Annotated in this window: 17 protein-coding genes and 1 pseudogene; 2 read left to right on the plus strand and 16 right to left on the minus strand. The window is 63.0% G+C overall.

Annotated elements, in window-relative coordinates:
• Window positions 1–36: 36 nt before the first annotated feature.
• From AB431_RS15630 to AB431_RS15695, 15 genes and pseudogenes are all read right to left on the minus strand, one after another.
• Window positions 37–1,404 carry a Rieske 2Fe-2S domain-containing protein gene (locus AB431_RS15630; RefSeq protein ID WP_047330704.1) on the minus strand — a complete coding sequence of 456 codons (1,368 nt, stop codon included), beginning with the start codon at window positions 1,402–1,404 and terminating at the stop codon, window positions 37–39.
• Between the two features lie 67 nt (window positions 1,405–1,471).
• The gene (locus AB431_RS15635) at window positions 1,472–1,990 is read right to left on the minus strand and encodes an aromatic-ring-hydroxylating dioxygenase subunit beta (protein ID WP_047333460.1); all 519 of its coding nucleotides are present in this window, start codon (window positions 1,988–1,990) and stop codon (window positions 1,472–1,474) included.
• A gap of 792 nt (window positions 1,991–2,782) precedes the next feature.
• Window positions 2,783–3,084, minus strand: a pseudogene (locus AB431_RS31245) (DDE-type integrase/transposase/recombinase); the annotation flags it as partial.
• A 69-nt stretch (window positions 3,085–3,153) separates the two neighbouring features.
• Window positions 3,154–4,614 carry an aldehyde dehydrogenase family protein gene (locus AB431_RS15640; RefSeq protein ID WP_047330705.1) on the minus strand — a complete coding sequence of 487 codons (1,461 nt, stop codon included), beginning with the start codon at window positions 4,612–4,614 and terminating at the stop codon, window positions 3,154–3,156.
• Window positions 4,615–5,247: 633 nt separating this feature from the next.
• Window positions 5,248–6,240, minus strand: coding sequence for a dihydrodipicolinate synthase family protein (locus AB431_RS15645; RefSeq protein WP_235435686.1), 993 nt, complete (start codon window positions 6,238–6,240; stop codon window positions 5,248–5,250).
• A gap of 153 nt (window positions 6,241–6,393) precedes the next feature.
• Window positions 6,394–6,786, minus strand: coding sequence for an SCP2 sterol-binding domain-containing protein (locus tag AB431_RS15650; RefSeq protein WP_047330707.1), 393 nt, complete (start codon window positions 6,784–6,786; stop codon window positions 6,394–6,396).
• 51 nt (window positions 6,787–6,837) lie between these two features.
• Entirely contained in the window at window positions 6,838–7,728 is an 891-nt protein-coding gene (locus AB431_RS15655) for a VOC family protein (protein WP_047330708.1), read from the minus strand.
• A gap of 20 nt (window positions 7,729–7,748) precedes the next feature.
• The gene (locus AB431_RS15660; RefSeq protein ID WP_047330709.1) at window positions 7,749–8,753 is read right to left on the minus strand and encodes a dihydrodipicolinate synthase family protein; all 1,005 of its coding nucleotides are present in this window, start codon (window positions 8,751–8,753) and stop codon (window positions 7,749–7,751) included.
• 25 nt (window positions 8,754–8,778) lie between these two features.
• Window positions 8,779–9,864, minus strand: coding sequence for a cupin domain-containing protein (locus tag AB431_RS15665; protein WP_047330710.1), 1,086 nt, complete (start codon window positions 9,862–9,864; stop codon window positions 8,779–8,781).
• Window positions 9,865–10,144: 280 nt separating this feature from the next.
• Window positions 10,145–11,386, minus strand: a complete 1,242-nt coding sequence (locus AB431_RS15670; RefSeq protein WP_047330711.1) for an NAD(P)/FAD-dependent oxidoreductase — start codon at window positions 11,384–11,386, stop codon at window positions 10,145–10,147.
• Window positions 11,383–11,583, minus strand: a complete 201-nt coding sequence (locus AB431_RS15675; protein WP_047330712.1) for a ferredoxin — start codon at window positions 11,581–11,583, stop codon at window positions 11,383–11,385. The genes AB431_RS15670 and AB431_RS15675 overlap by 4 nt, the downstream gene beginning before the upstream one ends.
• A gap of 29 nt (window positions 11,584–11,612) precedes the next feature.
• Complete coding sequence (gene hcaB / locus AB431_RS15680; RefSeq protein WP_047330713.1) at window positions 11,613–12,419, minus strand: 3-(cis-5,6-dihydroxycyclohexa-1,3-dien-1-yl)propanoate dehydrogenase; 807 nt, start codon at window positions 12,417–12,419, stop codon at window positions 11,613–11,615.
• Complete coding sequence (locus AB431_RS15685; protein ID WP_047330714.1) at window positions 12,416–12,700, minus strand: hypothetical protein; 285 nt, start codon at window positions 12,698–12,700, stop codon at window positions 12,416–12,418. The genes hcaB and AB431_RS15685 overlap by 4 nt, the downstream gene beginning before the upstream one ends.
• Entirely contained in the window at window positions 12,697–13,248 is a 552-nt protein-coding gene (locus tag AB431_RS15690) for a 3-phenylpropionate/cinnamic acid dioxygenase subunit beta (protein ID WP_235435938.1), read from the minus strand. Before AB431_RS15690 ends, AB431_RS15685 begins: the two co-directional genes overlap by 4 nt.
• A 44-nt stretch (window positions 13,249–13,292) precedes the next feature.
• Complete coding sequence (locus AB431_RS15695; RefSeq protein WP_047330716.1) at window positions 13,293–14,747, minus strand: aromatic ring-hydroxylating dioxygenase subunit alpha; 1,455 nt, start codon at window positions 14,745–14,747, stop codon at window positions 13,293–13,295.
• Window positions 14,748–15,261: 514 nt separating this feature from the next.
• Between AB431_RS15695 and AB431_RS15700 the strand changes: the two genes are divergently transcribed.
• Both AB431_RS15700 and AB431_RS15705 read left to right on the plus strand, forming a co-directional pair.
• The gene (locus AB431_RS15700) at window positions 15,262–16,065 is read left to right on the plus strand and encodes an IclR family transcriptional regulator (protein ID WP_047333461.1); all 804 of its coding nucleotides are present in this window, start codon (window positions 15,262–15,264) and stop codon (window positions 16,063–16,065) included.
• Window positions 16,066–16,089: 24 nt separating this feature from the next.
• Window positions 16,090–16,560, plus strand: a complete 471-nt coding sequence (locus AB431_RS15705; RefSeq protein ID WP_047330717.1) for a hypothetical protein — start codon at window positions 16,090–16,092, stop codon at window positions 16,558–16,560.
• A gap of 224 nt (window positions 16,561–16,784) precedes the next feature.
• Here AB431_RS15705 and AB431_RS15710 read toward each other — a convergent pair whose 3' ends face one another.
• Window positions 16,785–17,273 (minus strand): cupin domain-containing protein, encoded by a 489-nt coding sequence (locus tag AB431_RS15710; RefSeq protein ID WP_047330718.1) that lies wholly within the window; start codon window positions 17,271–17,273, stop codon window positions 16,785–16,787.
• Window positions 17,274–17,285 lie beyond the last annotated feature (12 nt).

Genomic DNA, 17,285 nt, shown 5'->3' on the forward strand with positions numbered 1-17,285 from the left:
CGCTCGTTGCCGCACCCATACTTGGGACGGTCACCATCAGGCGCGCCCGCGGGGCGCCGGGGGCTGGCTCATGTAGTCCAGCCATCTCGCCCAGAACCGCCGCTGGTTCTGCTCGGCGTAGCCGCTAGGGACGGCCTGACCCGGCCCCGGCCAGTCGGTAATCGGTGTCAGGTCCATGCCCATCTCGTAGTTCAGCAACCCGTCACCGGCGAAGGGACCCTGCACGGCCTCCGTGATGGCCTTCCAGGCCTCAGCGTCGTCTTGCTCGAACACGCCGGCGGGCCCGAAGTTGCGCACGTAGGACGCCTGGGACGCCTCTCGGAGCCACTCGGGTGCATCCCGCTCGACCAGGAACCAGGAAAGGACCTCCATCCGGTCATGAGAGAGCGGCCGCCACAGCCGGAAACTGACGAACGGGGTCGGCGGCGACATGTGGTCAGCCGCAATGGTCACGTTGATGAACGACAGGTTCGGGAAGACCGTCCCGTGGATGAAGGCCGACCGGCGGAAGAGTTCCTTATGCGCTGTGGTGGGATACGAGTCGGCCATCTGGTCCACAACCTCGTCGGGGTATCCCTCGTACTCGGGGAACTCCGCGAGCGTAGGGGGGAAGCCGAGCACACCGACGCCGTGGCCGTTCTGGAGCCCGATCTCGGCCGGTGCGCTCGCGAAGTTCGGATCACCGGGCGCCATGCCCAGCTCGATCATGGAGCGGTGAGCAAAGAGGGTGTGGTAGGAGTCGCCGACAAAATTGTCGGCGCCTGTCTTCCAGTTGGCCCCCATCACCCACCGGTGCGGCGCGCCAATTACCTCCATACCGCCCGCGGTCTTCTTTGCGATGAGGTCGAGGTAGAACGTCATGTCGCCGAGGTAGTCGCCCAGGCTCGGCGCCGCCGGATCGACGCTCCCGAAGATGAACCCCGCATAGGAATCGAGATGGGGGATGTGGCGTAGCCCCCACTTGGCCTTGTCAAAGCCGCCGGGATACGCCTCCTTCATAGCCGGCACGCCGACGAGGTCACCGGTATTGCTGTATACCCAGCCGTGGTAGGGGCACGTGAAGTGCGCGCTGTTGCCCGTCTCCGCTCGGCATACGAGGGTGCCGCGGTGTCGGCAAGAGTTCGACAGCGCCTGGATGCGGCCCGACTCGTCCCGACAGAGAATCACCGAGTCGGCCCCGATGTAGCGCACGACAAAGTCCCCGGAATTGGGCAACTCAGACTCGTGTCCGAGGAAAACCCATGCGCGGGCAAAGATCCGCTGCATCTCGACCGGATGTAGCGCCGGATCGCTGATGACCCGGGCGGGCAACCGCCCAACTGCGAGCGCCTCCGCTACGTCGCGCAGTGCACCCTGAAGGTAGGGATCGGTCGTGTCGGTCGTCTCGATTGTCTCGGCGCTCATGCGGTCAATCCCTTTCTGAAGACGGTGGATCCGGACGCGAGTTGAGGGCGAAGTACGCCAGCCCGGCTCAGAGGAACACCGAAAGGTTGTCGATCGGCAGCGTCGAGTGGTCGAGCAGAACCTCGCGCCGGGCTAGTCGCAGCGAACCGTCCGTCCGACGCAACACGTCGACACGTTCGGCCGACAGCAACTCCCATCGGCCGGAGTCTCCGCGGCTGCGGAAGAACAGCAGGTTCGAGCGCACAACCAATTCGTCTGCGTCCGACCCCGGGGATGTGCGGATGTTGGACACGAAGTGCCGGGTCCGTGACCGAGGAGACTCCGCCCAAGAGAAGTCGGTCTCCGAGCGCAGCACCCGCATTTCCAGGCCCGTGTAATCGTCGTCCCAGTGCGCGATCGCGCTCACCCAACCCGCGGCCTCGGTCCCTTCCCTGGTGGTGCGCACCGGCACCACGTAACGGATGTCGGGGTCGAGGAGGTCCAGCCAGTCCCGGAATTGCCCGCCATCGAGTAATTCCGCCTCTCGGAACATGAATGCCTGGACAGCATCGAGCGTGTCCCGATCGACCGTGACAGTGCCGCTCATCAGATGCCTCTCCTTGAAGGACTCCACCAGTGGACCGGAGTTATTCTGTCCAGCAGATATACCCTCCGCTGTAAGGAACAGTAAATCTCATGCCGCCGTAAGGTCAAGGGAATCGCCGATTTGAGGGCTCGTCGCGCACTTCGGGCGGCGCCTGGGCCCCCCGGTGGCCACGCCCGCGCGGAACTGACGCGCGGTAAGTCATTGCATGGCCGACCAACCCAGGCAGTGCACTTTGATCAAAGCCGCGTGCCTGAGTCCATTTCGCCAAAGATCCTGGCTAACGCCTGCAACGTTCTCGTGTGGTCGGGCCGGAGTAGCAAAAGCGTTCCTGGCCAACGCCTTAGGGCGTATCGCGGTGCGCAGGCATCACTGCGCGCACTTCACAAACCAGCCGACAAACTGTTCAGCGCGGCACGGCTGGACGGGAACCCATGAAGACAGTGCGCAACCTGTATCGCTTCGAGCTGTTGATCATCGACAAACACGCCAGCCACACGCATCGACGGTCATCACCTGCAAATATTGCCGGCAAAAGGGCCGTGTTTGATGTAGGTCGGTGGCGACAGTTGAGGAGTATCCGCCCACAACGTCCAGATGCATCGGCGCCAAGGAGTGGCGCCAGCCGCCTGACCTAGCGCAAGCGACTCAGTGATGAGCAATCACGTTGTCGTGGAGATGATTACGTTCGAACAGTGAGGTCCGCTGCACGATCAGGTGCCAGTTTCGGTCACGCGGCCCGCCTGGCCCGTGTGGTCATGATTGCTTCGAAATTCGGTCGGGGTCAACCGAGCAACCCATGGAGCCGACCATCTCGTGGTGGCCCAGGGATGCCCGAATCTCCTTGATCTGAACCGACATCCACGATCGTGTGCAGAATGCAGTCGGCCACCTCACCGCGGCGAGCCACCACATGATTCAGCGCGGAGGTCGCCAGTCGCGATTTCATCCGCGAATCCATTCAATACCGACGATGCGGTTGAAGAACACGTCCTTGATCGCGCACAGGTACAGCTTGCCCTCCCCCGCTGGGGTTCGGTGATGTCGGCCAACCACAACGTGTTTGGCGCAGCCGCGGTGAAGTCACTGTCAACTATCGTCCAGCTGCATCCCCCCGAAACCTGGCCCGCACAGGCTGGTCACGGCAGTCGATCTCGTGGCCGGGCTCAGGCCAGCGGCGGCCCGGGCGGGCCAGTGCGGCGGCTTATGGTCTGCAGTTCGGTATAGGCGTGCAGGCTGGCCGGGGAGAATTCGCGGCCCAACCCGCTCGCCTTCGCCCCACCGAACGGCGCGCGGGGGTCAAGGGAGGTGAAGGTGTGGCTGTTGATGAACACCGAGCCAGTGTCGAGCCGACGGCCGAGCAGGAAAGCGCGCTCTTCGTCCGAGGTCCAGATCGAGGCGGCCAGCCCATACTGCGACTGGTTCACAACTCTGATGACCTCGTCGAGCTCGTCATAGCGCAGCACCGGCACCACTGGGCCGAACTGCTCCTCTTCGACGATCGCCAGCCGGGGGTCGGCCTCGGTGATCACGCTGGGCATCATGAAGTGGCCATGCTCCCAGGCCGCCGTGTCCAGCCGCTGCCCGAGTGTGGTGACGGTCGCACCGCTCGCCCGTGCCTCTTCGACGATCTTCTCGACCATGCCTTTCTGCTCGGCGTTGTTGAGCGGACCCATGGTCGAGCGGGGATCGTCACCGGGTCCGACGACGATCTCGTCCACCGCCGCGTGGAACGCTTCGACGAAGCGGTCGTGGATGCGGGCCGGCACGTAGATCCGTTTGAGGCCGAAGCACACCTGGCCGGTGGTCCCGAAGGCGCCCTTCGCGATCTGCCGCATGGTTTCCGGCGAGAGGTCCACGTCGTCGAGGACGATCGCGGGGTCGTTCCCGCCAAGCTCCAGCGTCACCCGCTTGATGTCATGTGCGGCCGCGGCCATGACCTTGCGGCCAGTGGTGATGCCACCGGTGAAACCGATCTTGCGGATCAGCGGATGGCCGACCAGCGCCTCGCCGACCGCGTCGCCGCCGGTGACCATGTTGAGAACACCAGGCGGGAAGTGCTGTTGGAGGGCTCGGATGACCTCGCTGAGTACCAGGGGGGAGTTCTCCGAAGGCTTCAGGACGACAGTGTTGCCGGCGGCGAGCGCCGGAGCGATCTTCATGAACGACAAGACCACCGGGAAGTTCCAAGGCGTGACGGCGGCCACCGGCCCGATCGGGCGGCGCCGGATGAGCGTCGTGCCGCCGGTGTCCCGGATCTCTTGGTCCGCCAGCGTCTCGGCAGCGATGCCGGCGGTGTAGCCACAGATTCCCGAAGCGAACTCAAGGTCGATGTGCGACTCTTCGAGGATCTTGCCGTTCTCCCGGCTCAGGAGGGCTGCGCTTTCCTCCATCATGTTGTGGATCACGCCCGCGGCTGCAACCAGCGCGCCCTGACGTTCCTCCAGCGGCCGCGACGACCACTCCGGGAATGCCGTTGCGGCCGCCTCCACCGCCGCGTTGACTTGACTGGAGGTGGCGTCTGGGACCGACCCGAGCACCACTCGGGTGTCCGCCGGACTGACGACTTCGATCGTCCGGTCCGATGTCTCCTCGCGTCCGTCGATGATGAGTTTGGCGTTGATCACGCAGTCCTACCTTTCTCGGGGGTTTAGTAGCCGACGACCATGGGTTTCGAATCGTCCAGGAACGTCGGTATGGCTGTCGTGGGGTCGCCGAGTTGGATGGTGGCGGGAGGCTGGCCGCGTGGCGCCCGGCGACCACTCGCCCGTCAATTGTGAAATGCGATCGGATCGCTGTGTGAGGACATGTCGGCGTGGTCGTCTGCTCGGCTGATGGGATTTAGGACGACGCCGAATGTGGTTGTAGGTCAACAGCGATGGGTCGGTGTCGTCGCCGCCGCACTTTGTCGCCACCGTGCGCAGCCAGGACCACGAATCCTCGAACAAGTTCGAGGGCATTCCGTTCGACCGCGGCGGCGCGTTCGTCAAATCACACTCCTTGCATGCTCCAAAAGTGACAGTGGGCCATTCTGGCTAGCAGATGTGCCCTCCGCTATAAGGAACAGTAAATCGGTCCCCTGTCGTGGTCAAGCAATCTCGGTGAAACCACATGCGCGCATCAGCGGTGTGTCGAAGCGATGATCTTTTTCACGGCGAAAAAGGAGCATGAGATGGGGTTGTCGTGCGCATGGCCCACGGCTGTAACCGGTCGACGCCGCGAAGCGCCGGCAATTCGCAGGCGTTTCGGTGGTGATCAGATCAGGATGTTGGGTGCGCCGATCCCGAGCTGGCGATGCCATCCGCCGCGGCGGCCTCACGCGACAGGTGGTAGCGCTCTGCCAACCCTATCCAGTGCTGGCCGTACCGTTGCGCGGACTCGACGACGGTCTCCGGTATGTGGACGAAGGGCGGACGGGCCGCCCCGGCGTGCCCATAGCCCGCAGTGTCGATCGCTATTTTCCACCAGGCGGACTGCATAGCCTGGAACTCCTCCATGGTCAGGCCCAGTGTCCGAAAAGGGGCCTGCATCTGGTCGGCGATGGCTGCGGCTTCTGTCCAGTCGCCGCGCTGGCATGCGTCGCGCAGGGACAGCGCGGGCCAAGGGCCCATGCAGACGTCGATGCTCCAGGCGCCGGCAGCGCCGAACATCATCGCCGGGTACATCAACTGGTCCAAGACGAGGACCGACATCTTGTCCTCGACCGCCTTGATAGCGCCGATGACATTGAAAATATCCATCGACGTCTGCTTCAACGCGACAACGTTGCGAATCTGTGCCAACTCCCGAAAAGCGCCGGGTGGCAGCGTGATACGAAACGCGTGCGGATTCTGGTAGATCATGATCGCAAGCTCTGGTACCGCCTCGGCAAGATCCTTGTAGTACTGGACCGCGTTCTCCGGTGTCTGCGGCAGATACATGGGCGGTCCGCTCATGATCCCGTCTGCTCCGAGGTCGGCGATAAGCCGGGCGCGCCGGATCGAGTCGCGCGTGTTGAGCGTGCTGGCGCCGACGAACACGGGCACCCGTCGGTCCACTGTCTCCACCACCGTAGTGATGAGGGTCCGATACTCCTCGTCGTTGAGGGTATGCGACTCGCCGGCACTTCCTGTCGTGACGATGCCGTCCGCGCCGTCACGCACCAACCGGTCGACCAGGGACGACAGCGCGTCAGTGTCGATCGTGTTGACCGCGTTGACATCCGCTGCGTCCGGGGTCGAGCAGGCCGGTACAAACGCCCACAGCCCCCTCATATCGTTGGGAGAGAGCGCGGTAATCCGACTTGTCACGACAGTGTCCTATCTATGTTAAGGCGCCAAAAGGTGGATCCGTTGGACTTGCTTTTTCGTGGCGAAGGCTTCGCCACGGCTGACTATCTCGAGTGCTCTCGAGTTGTCGGCGCATACTCAGGACCCGTACTCGATGTCCAAACTGCTCTCGAGCTCTGAAAGCCGATCCTGGGCTTTTCCGATCGACATCATCTTCATCATGTTTCCGGTCGCCTTCATCTGGCCCGTCATGGCCGCGGTTTGGCCGTTGAGTGCACCCCGGGAAAGCTCGATGTTCGTTTCATAGGTGAGTTCGGCCTCCACGTCCGGCGTCCGCGGAGGGGCCCCGATGCCGACGGTGAGCGACCCGTCATCGAAATGCATGTAGTAGCTCTCACTCGACGGGCTCCCCGACACGGACACCCGCAGCACCACGTCATGTCCCTTCGCGGCTGTGCGGAACTTCTCGTCGGAATTGGCTGCGGCGGTCACCGCATCGGCCCACTCATCGGTCAGGAACTGAATCGCCATGCCGTCCTCATTTGTCGTTGTTGATTCGTTGGCGCATCTCGTCCGGCGCGCTCACGCTGTCGCGGCCTCGAGTGCCCCCGGCGGCGTCTGGGCCACCATCTGGTGGCCCCACACGCTCGGCGCCTCATACTGGGCGACCGTCCAGGTCTCGTCGTCGACGGTGGCCCCACCCCAGCCGTATTCGAGGTCGAACCCGCTCGGAGTGCGCACGTAAAACGAGACCATCCGGTCGTTCACGTGGCGCCCGAGGGTCATGCTCAGCGGGATGTTGCGCGACATACACAGGTCATAGGCAATGCCCACGTCATCGAATTCGGCCACCTCGACCATCACGTGGTGCAGTCCCCGGACGCCCGGCATCGGGGTCAGCGCGATGCTGTGGTGACGAGGGTTGCAGTGGTAGAACCACAGGTCGATGAAGGTGTAGATTTCGTCGCTCTTTTTGAACCCGAGTACATCTCGTAGGAACCTGTCGGCCTGCGCTAGGTCAGGTGTCGCCAGCACGACATGACCCAGACCCTGTGATCCGGTGAGGAATCTCGACATCGGCCGGCCTGGGTGAAATGACTTGGGCACGATCCGCTGTCCGTAGAACAGTTCATGTCGTAGCCCCGAAGGATCCGAAAGCGCAAGGAAGCCTAGGACTCCGCGGGCGGCGCGCTCCTCATCGCTTCCGACTTCGAAGGGGATCCCTCGCACGCGCAGGGCTTCACCGGCGGCCTCGAGCGCGTCCTCGCTGCCCACATCCCAACCCGCGTACAGCATGCGGTTGCGGTCTCCTTGATGCACGGCGATACGGTGGTCGGCGTCGTCCATTCTCAGCCGCACTGATCCGTCGTCGCGTTCGCTGGCTTGCATTCCGAGTACCTCGGGGCCGAATTCCAGCCATTCCTTCGCGTCGGGTGACGCAACGCCCAGATAGCCCAGCGATTTTACAAACATGTGCTGCTTCTCCCTGCAAATCAGACGGCCGCGATGGTCTCGGACGTTTCGGCGTAGCGCTGTTGCAATGCGGCCCATCTCTTGCCGGCCTCGCGGGCTCCGTCCAGATAGGACTCCGGCACTTCGGTGTAGGGCGGCCGGGTGGGCCCGGTGCGCATGAAGCCCGCCGCCCGGAACTGGGCGTTGTCAATCTGGATGCTGTATTTGAGGAATTCCGAGAAGTTCCCGCCCGGGTAAAGCGTCTCGAGAGCCGCCTCGAATTCGTCGGTCAGGGCCTGGCACTCGTCCCAGCGCTGGGCCCTGATCAGGTCTCGTAGGCGCGTCACGGGTGCTGGGCCGCAGGCCACGTTGCCGGACCAGCAGGCGGTGACCTCCTCTGGGAACAGCCGGGCGAAGTAGTACCAATCGGTCTCGAGCGGCAGCAGCCGCATGCGACCGCCCACCGCGCGGAGATCGGACATGAAGGCGGCGCCGCTGAGCAGCCCGAGATGCTTGGCGGCGACGAGCTGCGGTATTGCGCTGAGCGCCTTGTAGGCGGCCGATCCGATTTTCCCTTTGAAGGCACCCGGGTTGTCATAGGCCACCAGTGCCAAGTGCGGTAATGCCTCGGCCACGTCGCGGTAGAAGCGCACAATGCCTGCGTCATCGAGAGGGAGCCACATCGGACGCCCCACGAACAGGCCGTCGGCGCCGAGCTCGCCGAGTCGGTGACCCCTGGCGATCGTGTCGCGGGTGTTCAGCGTCGTTGCTCCGGCGAAGACGGGGATACGCCCTGCGACGGCCTCGACGACAGTGGCGACGAACCCTTGCAGCTCATCCCAGGTGAGCGAGGCGCATTCGCCGAATGTGCCAGTAGTCATAAGCACATCGACCCCGCCACGGACCATCGCATCGGCGAGCTTCGCCGCCTCATCGAGGTCTACCGAGTTTGCGGTGTCGACGCGGTCGGCCGTCGGAGTGGATGGCGTGGGAATGATGCCGACGACCCCCGTTACGTCATCGACGGTCAATTTTGTGGTCGTCACGTTTGCGCCCTTTCTTGCGTGGCGTTCAGCGAGCGCGGAGGTTCGCGGGGATCGAAGGAACTGGTTGCGTACCGACAGAGAGCTCGGGCTCTTCGTAGTAGAGATCCAGGGCTTTCAAAGTAGGGATGTCGTTTACCGAGAACAGGACCGCGTCGTGGGCCGACTGGTTGATGAAGTGGTGGGTGCTCCAGTTGGGCACTACGAAGCTGTCGTGCGGCCCCCAGTCGAGGTCTACCCCGTCAACGACCGTCGTCCCTTCGCCGCGTACAACGAAGTACACAGCGCTCGAGGTGTGGCGATGGGCTTCGGTCCGCTGGCCCGGCCGCAGCAGCTGGACCCAGCAGTCGAGTGTCGGCATCGTTGATCCGCCGGTGACCGGGTTCGCGTACCGCAGGACCACACCGTCGTAGGGACTGCCCGCAAGACCCGCCATGCGCTGAAGCTGCCGCTCAACGTCACGCCAGGGGTAGCGGAACGGGAAGTTGGCGGTCTTGACCTGCTCCCACGCCGGCCGCAGCAGCCCACCGCGATCGGCGAGGTGCTCCCCCGGGTTCTCGCGCTGAGGCTGCCGCTTCTCCCCAAAAGACTCGTAGAAGGGCACATTCAGCCCGAGCACCAGCCCGATATCCAGGACGTCGAGCCACACGACGTCGTCAGAGGTCGCGTTCTCGTGGTCGTGCCATGCCCAGCGGGGAGTCAGGACCAGGTCGTAGTCGTCCATCTGACACGGCTCGCCGTCCACCACCGTGACCAGACCGGGGCCGCCCTGAATGGCGAACCGCAATGCCGCCATGGTGTGACGGTGCGCGTAGGCGATCTCGCCCGGCCTGAGCATCTGCATGCCCATGTTCATTGTTTGAGTCGTTCCCCGGGCAGCCGGGTTGATGAAGGAGAGATTGCGTCGCGCAGTCAAACTCTCGGGCATCACGTCACACGACTTCACAAGCTTCGCGTGGACATCCTGCCACCGCCATAGGAATGGGACACCAGCGGGTTTGGGGCCGCCGACGACGCCTTCCAGCATCTCGTCATAGACCCATTGCCCCCGAAGATTGACCGCCTCGAGCTCGACGTCGAACTCCTGAAGTGTTGGAATCCCGGCGGTCGACATGGGCTACCCCTTTTCTGTCATCCAGAACAGCACTCTGGCAAAAAGAGATTAACGGCAACGGACGGATCTCGTCAATAGCGCTGACCGGTGCGCGAGGGCACTGTTCCTGCTGCGACTCAATTTCTGGCCTTCGTGTCTGAGAACGGCAGTGGAGACCCGCGGTAGCCGCCCCCGTCCCACAAAGCAGAGAGGTCATCTGTTCGGCGGAGATCCCGGCATCCGGGAAGCCCAGGCGCGCAGCCTCGCTTGGCGTCCAGCCCCTTTTTCAACATGAGGCTCGTCATCGTGGCGGGGTGCCCACGATATTCGTTGGGTTCGTCAAGGCCTCGAGCTTTGTCTGCAAGCTCTCGAGATTGCTTCCGGCCCGCAGTGCGCGCCTGCACTCGATCAGTGCGCGTGGCCAGTTGACGATCGCCGCGCCACTCAACTGTTGGTCGCCTTCGGTGTAGAGCGCTGCAAAGCGGTTGTCGTTCAGCGGGTCTCCGACAATGACATGGTCTCCGAGACCAGTGGTCCGGCCGGCGACCTGGATCTTCCAGTCGTACTGGTCGCTCCACACGTACTCAACCGGCTCGTAGGAGCGTAGATCTCGGGGATGCGTGATGTTGTGCGCGACGCAGGCGGCTTGGTCGACCGCGTTGGTCCAGTGTTCTATGCGCACCGCCCCGCCCCGGCCCCGGTGAAACCAACGCGACACGTCGCCGACTGCGTAGACGTTTTCAGTGGTGACGGCACGACAGTATTCGTCGCAGACTAGGCCGTCATCGATGACGAGTCCCGACGACGTCAGCCAGCCGTCATTGGGGACCGCCCCGATTCCGACCACCACCGTGGCGGCTTCCAGAACCGTGCCGTCTGTGAGGCGTACACGAAGATCTCCGGACTCGCCGTCGACGGCTTCGACGCCCGCGCCGAACCGCGTGCGCACGCCGTGGCGTCGGTGCAGATCCACGAACCGTCCACCGATCTCGGTGTTCAGCACCCGGCTCATCGGCACCGGCAGCGGGTCGACAACCGTGACTTCCAGACCGAGCGACCGCGCGGTCGACGTGACCTCCGCCCCGATGAATCCGCCCCCGATGACGACGAGATGGCCACCGGCGAGGAGATCGGCTCGTAACCGCAGACAGTCCTCTAGGGTGCGAAGCACATGGATGCCCGGTCCCTGACCCCATGGGGACGGCCGCGCGCTGGCGCCCGTAGCCACCACAAGCTGGTCGAAATGCAGCGGCTCATGGTCGGCGAGTTCCACCTGCCCGGCTGCCAAGTCCACTCGGATCGCACGGTGGCCGAGCCGAAGTTGGATGTGGTCGCGATCGGCATCTTCCTCGGTGAGTAGCGTCACGGCCGCAGCGTCGCTGGCGCCAGCGAGCAACGCCTTGGACAAGGGTGGCTTGTCGTAGGGCAGTACTGTCTCTTCGCCTACCAGAACGATGTCGCCGTCGAATCCTTCCGAGCGCAGCGATTGGGCCGTGCGGACTCCGCCAACAGAACTGCCGACGATGACAACCCGTGAGGTCATTCGTCAGCGACGTGCAGGGCGGCGACGGGACAGCTGCGTGCTGCCTCCTCGACTCGGACCCTGTCCTCCGTGGGGACCACCGTCTTTCGCGCCACGACGAGTCCTCGATCGTCGATGTCGAAGTAGTCCTCGGCGGCGATGACACAGTTCGCGTACCCCTGGCATGCTGTCCGGTCAGCCTTGATGACTCCGCCCATCTGTTCCTCTTCTCTTGTGTTCGCAGTGATTAGGCGCTGGTCGGCCGGGTGGCCCCGAGGCCGAAGCCGCCGTCGGGATGGATTGTCTCGCCGGTGATTCCGCGGGAGCGCTGCGAAGCGAGGAAGACGTAGCTCCAGGCGTGGTCGTCACCGGATAGGGCCACGCCCAGCGGTGTGCGCGCGGCGAGATCACGGGCCCGGTTCGGTGCCGCGTCCAGACGGCGGGTGCCGAGGTCAAGGCTGTCGAGTCCGCGCAGGTCGGTGTTCAACGTGCCTCCGGGCGCCACGCCGTTGACCCGGATCCTCGGCGCGAGTTCGTGAGCCAGCGCAGTGAGCAGGCCGCGCACCGCGAACTTCGAGGACACATACAGCATCCCGCCCCGTCCTGGATAAAACGACGACGTCGACTCGGTGAGCACGATCGAGGCGCCGTCCTCGGCCATGAGGGCCGGCACTGCGGCCTTGACCGAGTGAATATGGCTTAGGACGTTGATACGGAACATCTCGTCGAACGCTTCGTCGATCCGTTCGACGGGGATGTCCTGAACGCCGCGGTAGAAATCGAAGATCCCAACGCAGTTGACAAGGGTGTCGAGTCCGCCGAAAACGTCGACGGCGACCCGCACGGCTTCGTCGTTGGCATCGCGGGTGGTCGCGTCGCCCTCAATCACCGGAGTGTCGGGAAGCTGCTGGCGCAGCGCCGCGCATTTGTCGCTGTCGTGGTCGAGCGCGGCCACTTGGGCACCCTCGGCCAGAAACGCGTCGACGGTGGCCCGTCCGATACCCGAACCTGCCCCGACGATCAACGCGCGTTTGCCCGCCAGCCAGCCCGTCATGCATCGTCCCCCAGGATCAACGGCGCGTGTGCGTTTCCCACCATCGCCGCCAAGGTGGCAGGATTCTGCCAAGTCAGCGCCTCAGCCTCGAGGGCATCAAGCGACACCCACCGCCCCGATTTCGGTGACTGAATCAACAGACGTGCCCCATTGCGGGTGTCGACCCGACGCACGACGACCTCGGCGAATTCGTTGGCGATGCTGAGTGCGTGACCGGTCGCCCCGGGCATCCGGTCAGGCGGTAGTGCGTGCGCACCCTCGCCGGATCGGTTCGGGGTCATAAAAACACCGCCAGGTTCTGCATCCGCAGCACTGATTCATCGACGAAGATCGTCCGGCGGGCGAGTTTGAGGGCGTCCCCGTCGCGGCGTAGGAGATCTTCTCGCCCGCAGGAGACAAGTGTGGATTCGTTGACGTCGCCGCGACTGCGGAACAGCAGCTCAGCGCTGTCGACGATCAGGTGGTTGGCATCGTCGGCGAGAAACGTGCGCACATTGGTGATGAAGTGACGCAGCCGCGACGGGGGGTCCTCAGTCCAGGCATGCTCGGTCGCGAACCGGGCTACCCGGCGACTCAGGGAGTATTTGTTCTCGTCAAAATGCGCCATTCCCGGTGAGGTATCGAATCCGGCCCCCGCCGCGGTGGTGACCCGCACCGGCATCAGGTAATGAACGTCCTCGGTCAGCAGATCCAGCCAGGCCTCGTAATCTTGGGCGTCGAGAAGGTAAGCCTCGTTTACGAGGAACCGGTGCGCCTCAAGGTGACGAGCATCGTCGAACCATAGGGCGTCCCCGATTCGTTGATCGCGCGCAGCGTGCGCACCAAGCACCGGTGGCGGAATGTGCCGACCAGCGCCCTCGCGGCCGTCGACGCTCACAGTGTCACCGACGTCGGATCGGGCTCGGAGGCGCTACCGGCGCAGCGTTGGCCGTTGGTCTGCGTTATCGGCTCAATCCCGTGCGGGTTGTCGGTGAGCACCGTAGCGGGGTCGACGTGCAGTGGCGGCTTTTCCAGATAGTCGGCCCACAATCTCAGCAATTGCCGCTGATTATTTTCGTTGTAGCCGAGCTGGGCGTACCCCGGCCCGTGGAACTGAGCACTGGTGAGTTTGTCGACCACCGGCGTGTCATCTGCGAGCAGTCCCATCCGACTGTTCAGCCGCAGCCGGCGAGCCATCGACCCCCCAGCAGTGTTGGTCATCGAAACCCAGTTCTCAACATCGTCTTGTTCGAACATCCCCGTGGACCCAAAACACATCAGATAAGCCTTGTAGGAGTTCGCCTTGAACTCTGCCGGCGCATCAGAATCCACTGCAAACCACGACAGCACCTCGGTCTCCTTCTCACTGATCGGCTGCCACAGCCGAAGAGAAATGAAGGGCAAGACGTCATCGCCGTCCTCGACCTTGGGCCAGTTGTGCACGAAGCTGAGATTCGGAAAACACGTCGCCGCCGAGATCATGAAGCCGTCGGCACCTACCACCTGTTGCTGCCGCGCAGTCCAGGTCGCTCGTGCGCGATCGATCATCTCAGGCGGGTAACCGACGTAGTCCATCCGGTCCTCGAAGCTTCCTTCGGGCAGCTTGTAGGTGGTGCCCCCGCCTTTGTCCGCCCAGTATGTGGCGCCGTCTTTTCGCTTGTGGGCCTTGGGCTCCCGGAACAGACCGATCTCCACGACCGACGTGTGCGTCTGGGGGGTGTGATACATGTCCCCGGCAAAATTCTCCGCGGCGATCTTCCAGTTGGCCTTCACTCGCCAGCGCTGCGGGCCCCGCACCTCGAGGCCGTTGGGGCCCTGCTTGGTATAGAAATCGAGATAGAACTTGAAATCACCCAGATACTCCTCGAGCGACTCCGCATCCGGATCCATGGACAGGAAGATCAGCCCGTTATAGCTGGACACGCTCGGCGCAGGCAGCAGAGTTTGGCCCGACTTGTTGAACCCTGCGTCGCCCCCGTATGCCTCCTGGTGAAATGGCAGCCCGAGGATCCGGCCGTCGTTCCGATAAGTCCAACCGTGATACGGGCACCTGAAGTTCGACGCGTTGCCCATCTCCGCCCGACAGATCTGCATTCCCCGATGCAGGCACATATTGAACATCACGCGGACTTCGCCCGCCGAATCACGAGCAACGATGAATGAATCCTGCAGTACTCGCCGAACGACGTAATCCCCCGGCTGCGGAATCTCGGACTCGTGCGCCACGAACAACCACGCGCGGCTGAACAGCCGCTGCTTCTCGAGCTCAAAGATCTCGCTGTCGTTGTACACGTACGCAGGAATCATGCCCCGGCGCACATCCGCCAAGACTTCACTGTGATCCATCAAACGCCTACTCCCGTCGTTCGGCGAGGAGACCCGACCCGACCCACCCGAACCACGGGCCTTCACTGATAGGTGGAAGTCAACTCTGTACAGCAGAGATTATGGGGTTTTCTGCGCAGTGCAGTCAACCCTCACGGGCGCGTCGGCGCAGGCGCGGTTTCTCCACCGGCCGGACCGCCACGAGCGCGAAGGACGCCGACGACGGGTGAGGTGTGCTATGGAAAGTACTCGTGGCCCGAGAAATACGCAGCAAGTTCGACGTGGAGTTCACGAGCGCGTTTCGCATGATCGAGACCGTTAAGCCGATGACCCAACCGCCCGCGAGCCCGCTATCAAGGGGAGGCGTCCTGGGTGGCCAGGTAGCCTTCGCCGAACGCGAATGCACCCGAGGCTGAGCGGAACGATCCGGGCGGCGCTGACGATACTTGACTCCAGGTACCCGGGCTTCCGATCGCGCAAGAGTCACCAATTGCGCGGCAGGCCTCACTCGTTCCTCAGGGGAGGTACCCTTTCTGTCATGCAGAGACCGGCGCAAACGCGACAAATGGATCAACTCGGTACCGCTAAACCGCCTCAGTATCCGATCGAGTCTGTCGACAACGCTCTTCGCCTACTTCTACTCCTGGGTGAACGATCAGAGGTCCGTCTTACCGAGGCAAGCGTCTATCTAGACGTGGCATCGTCGACTGCGCATCGGCTGTTATCGATGCTTCAGTATCGCGGTTTCGTCCGCCAGGATCCGATCAGCAAGGCTTATCTGCCCGGACCGGCCTTGACCGGGGTGGCGTTCGCTGTTTTCGCCAGAATGGATATACCGCGCATCGCAGCTCCGATTCTGCGCCAGCTCAGCGATGCGCTGCAGGAAACAGTGCATATCGGGATGCTGGATGGCACGTCGGTCCGCTTCATCGCGGCGCTCGAGAGCCCGTCCGCCGTGCGGGTGGTATCGCGCCTGGGTAGGACCATGCCTGCACACTGCACGTCGACCGGTAAGGCCATGCTTGCCAACTTCTCCGATGAAGAGCTTCACAAACTGTACCCTGACCCAAATTTGGAACAACTCACCCAGAATTCAGTGAGCACCCTCACCCAGTTGTGCGCCGAGTTGGTAGAGGTCAGAAAGAGCGGTTTCGCGACCAGTAGGGAGGAAAGCGAAGAAGGTGTCGCATCCGTTGCTGTCGCCATACCTGCAAGAGGTCCCGACGTGAGGCTGGCACTAAATGCATCAGCGCCGAGCTATCGGTTACGGCCATCACATGTCCGCAAAGTAGCTGGCATCATCGGCGAAGCTGCCGCAGAGCTTGCTACTAAGCTGATCTAACTACATTGGCAAAGGAGATGTTCTGTGCCGAGTACCCCCGACCTGCCGGCGTTCGTTTCGACGATCGATGACTACCTGCGCTTAGAACAGCGCCACTCGCCGGCCGAGCAAATGTTCGCAACCGTCCTCACAGACGACTTCGAAATCGGCTTTCGCGGCGGCCACCAATGGAAGGGACTCAATGGTCTGCGGTTGTATCTCACGCAGCGGGACGGGATTTTCGACGAACGCCTCGAACTGCGTCAAGTACTTTCCTACGTTCCGGTGCAGGAGGATGTCATCGAGCTGACGACACGACTCGAGTTCTTCTTCCGTCGCTGGAGAGCTCCTTCGCCGGTCAGCGAAGAATTCACCGGTGCGGCCTTTCACACGTGGCTGATCCGCATTGTCGACCATGAGACCCGCGTGGCCCGGGTGGTTATCGATGGATTTGCAAATCTCAACGACAACGCCAGGGCGGCGTTTGCTATCCCAGATGAAGGGTTCGACGAATAACGCATGTGACCGCATCGTGATCACTTTGCGCTTTACTCGCACAACCCGTGGGCCGACAACACGGGTGCAGATCAGGCCGCCTGCTTCGCCGGGAGGCGCCGCGGCCACGAAAGTTGCAGGGCGGCTGGACATTAGCGCCGTGGATGGGTTGACCGGCCGCCGTGTGTTTGACCGCCGTCGTCAAGCGCCCTTCGAAGCGATTCCCTTGACAATTTCTCCACTGCTTACGTGTCGGCGACGCCGAAAGCCTCGGCGAAGCTAACGTTGCCCCTGCTTTCCCTCTGGGTTGCGTCCACGGCAGCCAAGAGGCGGGAGTTCTCGATGACGATCATCTCGACGTCCAGTTGGTCGTCGGCATAGTGGCGATGCCACACCCACGGCGGCGTATAAACGAAGTCGCCTGCGCTCCACGTCACGCGTTGATCGCCGATCTCCGACCAGCCCGAGCCATGTTGCACGAAGTGAATTGACTCGTGTACGTGTCGATGAAGGTCACTGCCCGCACCGGCGGGGATCTTCTGCAGAAAAAACTCAATGGAGCGGGCGGGTATCCGCAGAAGCAATCCAATTTCTGATGGGCTTCCGGTCTGGATCCAGTGTGCCTCGGTGGAGCTCACGACGAGGTGCTCTTCGGATACGTGCTGGTGGTCGCGATCTCCTGCGCGCGCCATGCTTTCGGCGAAATCGTCAAGCTCGTCACGGGATAGGGTCATCGATCCACTCCT

This window comes from Mycobacterium sp. EPa45 (assembly GCF_001021385.1).
In the GTDB taxonomy this organism is placed as follows: domain Bacteria; phylum Actinomycetota; class Actinomycetes; order Mycobacteriales; family Mycobacteriaceae; genus Mycobacterium.

Coding starts and splice junctions, on each gene's coding strand:
- hcaB (WP_047330713.1), bottom strand. CDS start 12,419: ATGACGGGCTGGCTGGCGGGCAAACGCGCGTTGATCGTCGGGGCAGGT.
- AB431_RS15675 (WP_047330712.1), bottom strand. CDS start 11,583: ATGGGCGGAGTCATCAAGGCTGACCGGACAGCATGCCAGGGGTACGCG.
- AB431_RS15670 (WP_047330711.1), bottom strand. CDS start 11,386: ATGACCTCACGGGTTGTCATCGTCGGCAGTTCTGTTGGCGGAGTCCGC.
- AB431_RS15665 (WP_047330710.1), bottom strand. CDS start 9,864: ATGTCGACCGCCGGGATTCCAACACTTCAGGAGTTCGACGTCGAGCTC.
- AB431_RS15630 (WP_047330704.1), bottom strand. CDS start 1,404: ATGAGCGCCGAGACAATCGAGACGACCGACACGACCGATCCCTACCTT.
- AB431_RS15700 (WP_047333461.1), top strand. CDS start 15,262: ATGCAGAGACCGGCGCAAACGCGACAAATGGATCAACTCGGTACCGCT.
- AB431_RS15635 (WP_047333460.1), bottom strand. CDS start 1,990: ATGAGCGGCACTGTCACGGTCGATCGGGACACGCTCGATGCTGTCCAG.
- AB431_RS15645 (WP_235435686.1), bottom strand. CDS start 6,240: ATGAGGGGGCTGTGGGCGTTTGTACCGGCCTGCTCGACCCCGGACGCA.
- AB431_RS15710 (WP_047330718.1), bottom strand. CDS start 17,273: ATGACCCTATCCCGTGACGAGCTTGACGATTTCGCCGAAAGCATGGCG.
- AB431_RS15685 (WP_047330714.1), bottom strand. CDS start 12,700: ATGACCCCGAACCGATCCGGCGAGGGTGCGCACGCACTACCGCCTGAC.
- AB431_RS15650 (WP_047330707.1), bottom strand. CDS start 6,786: ATGGCGATTCAGTTCCTGACCGATGAGTGGGCCGATGCGGTGACCGCC.
- AB431_RS15655 (WP_047330708.1), bottom strand. CDS start 7,728: ATGTTTGTAAAATCGCTGGGCTATCTGGGCGTTGCGTCACCCGACGCG.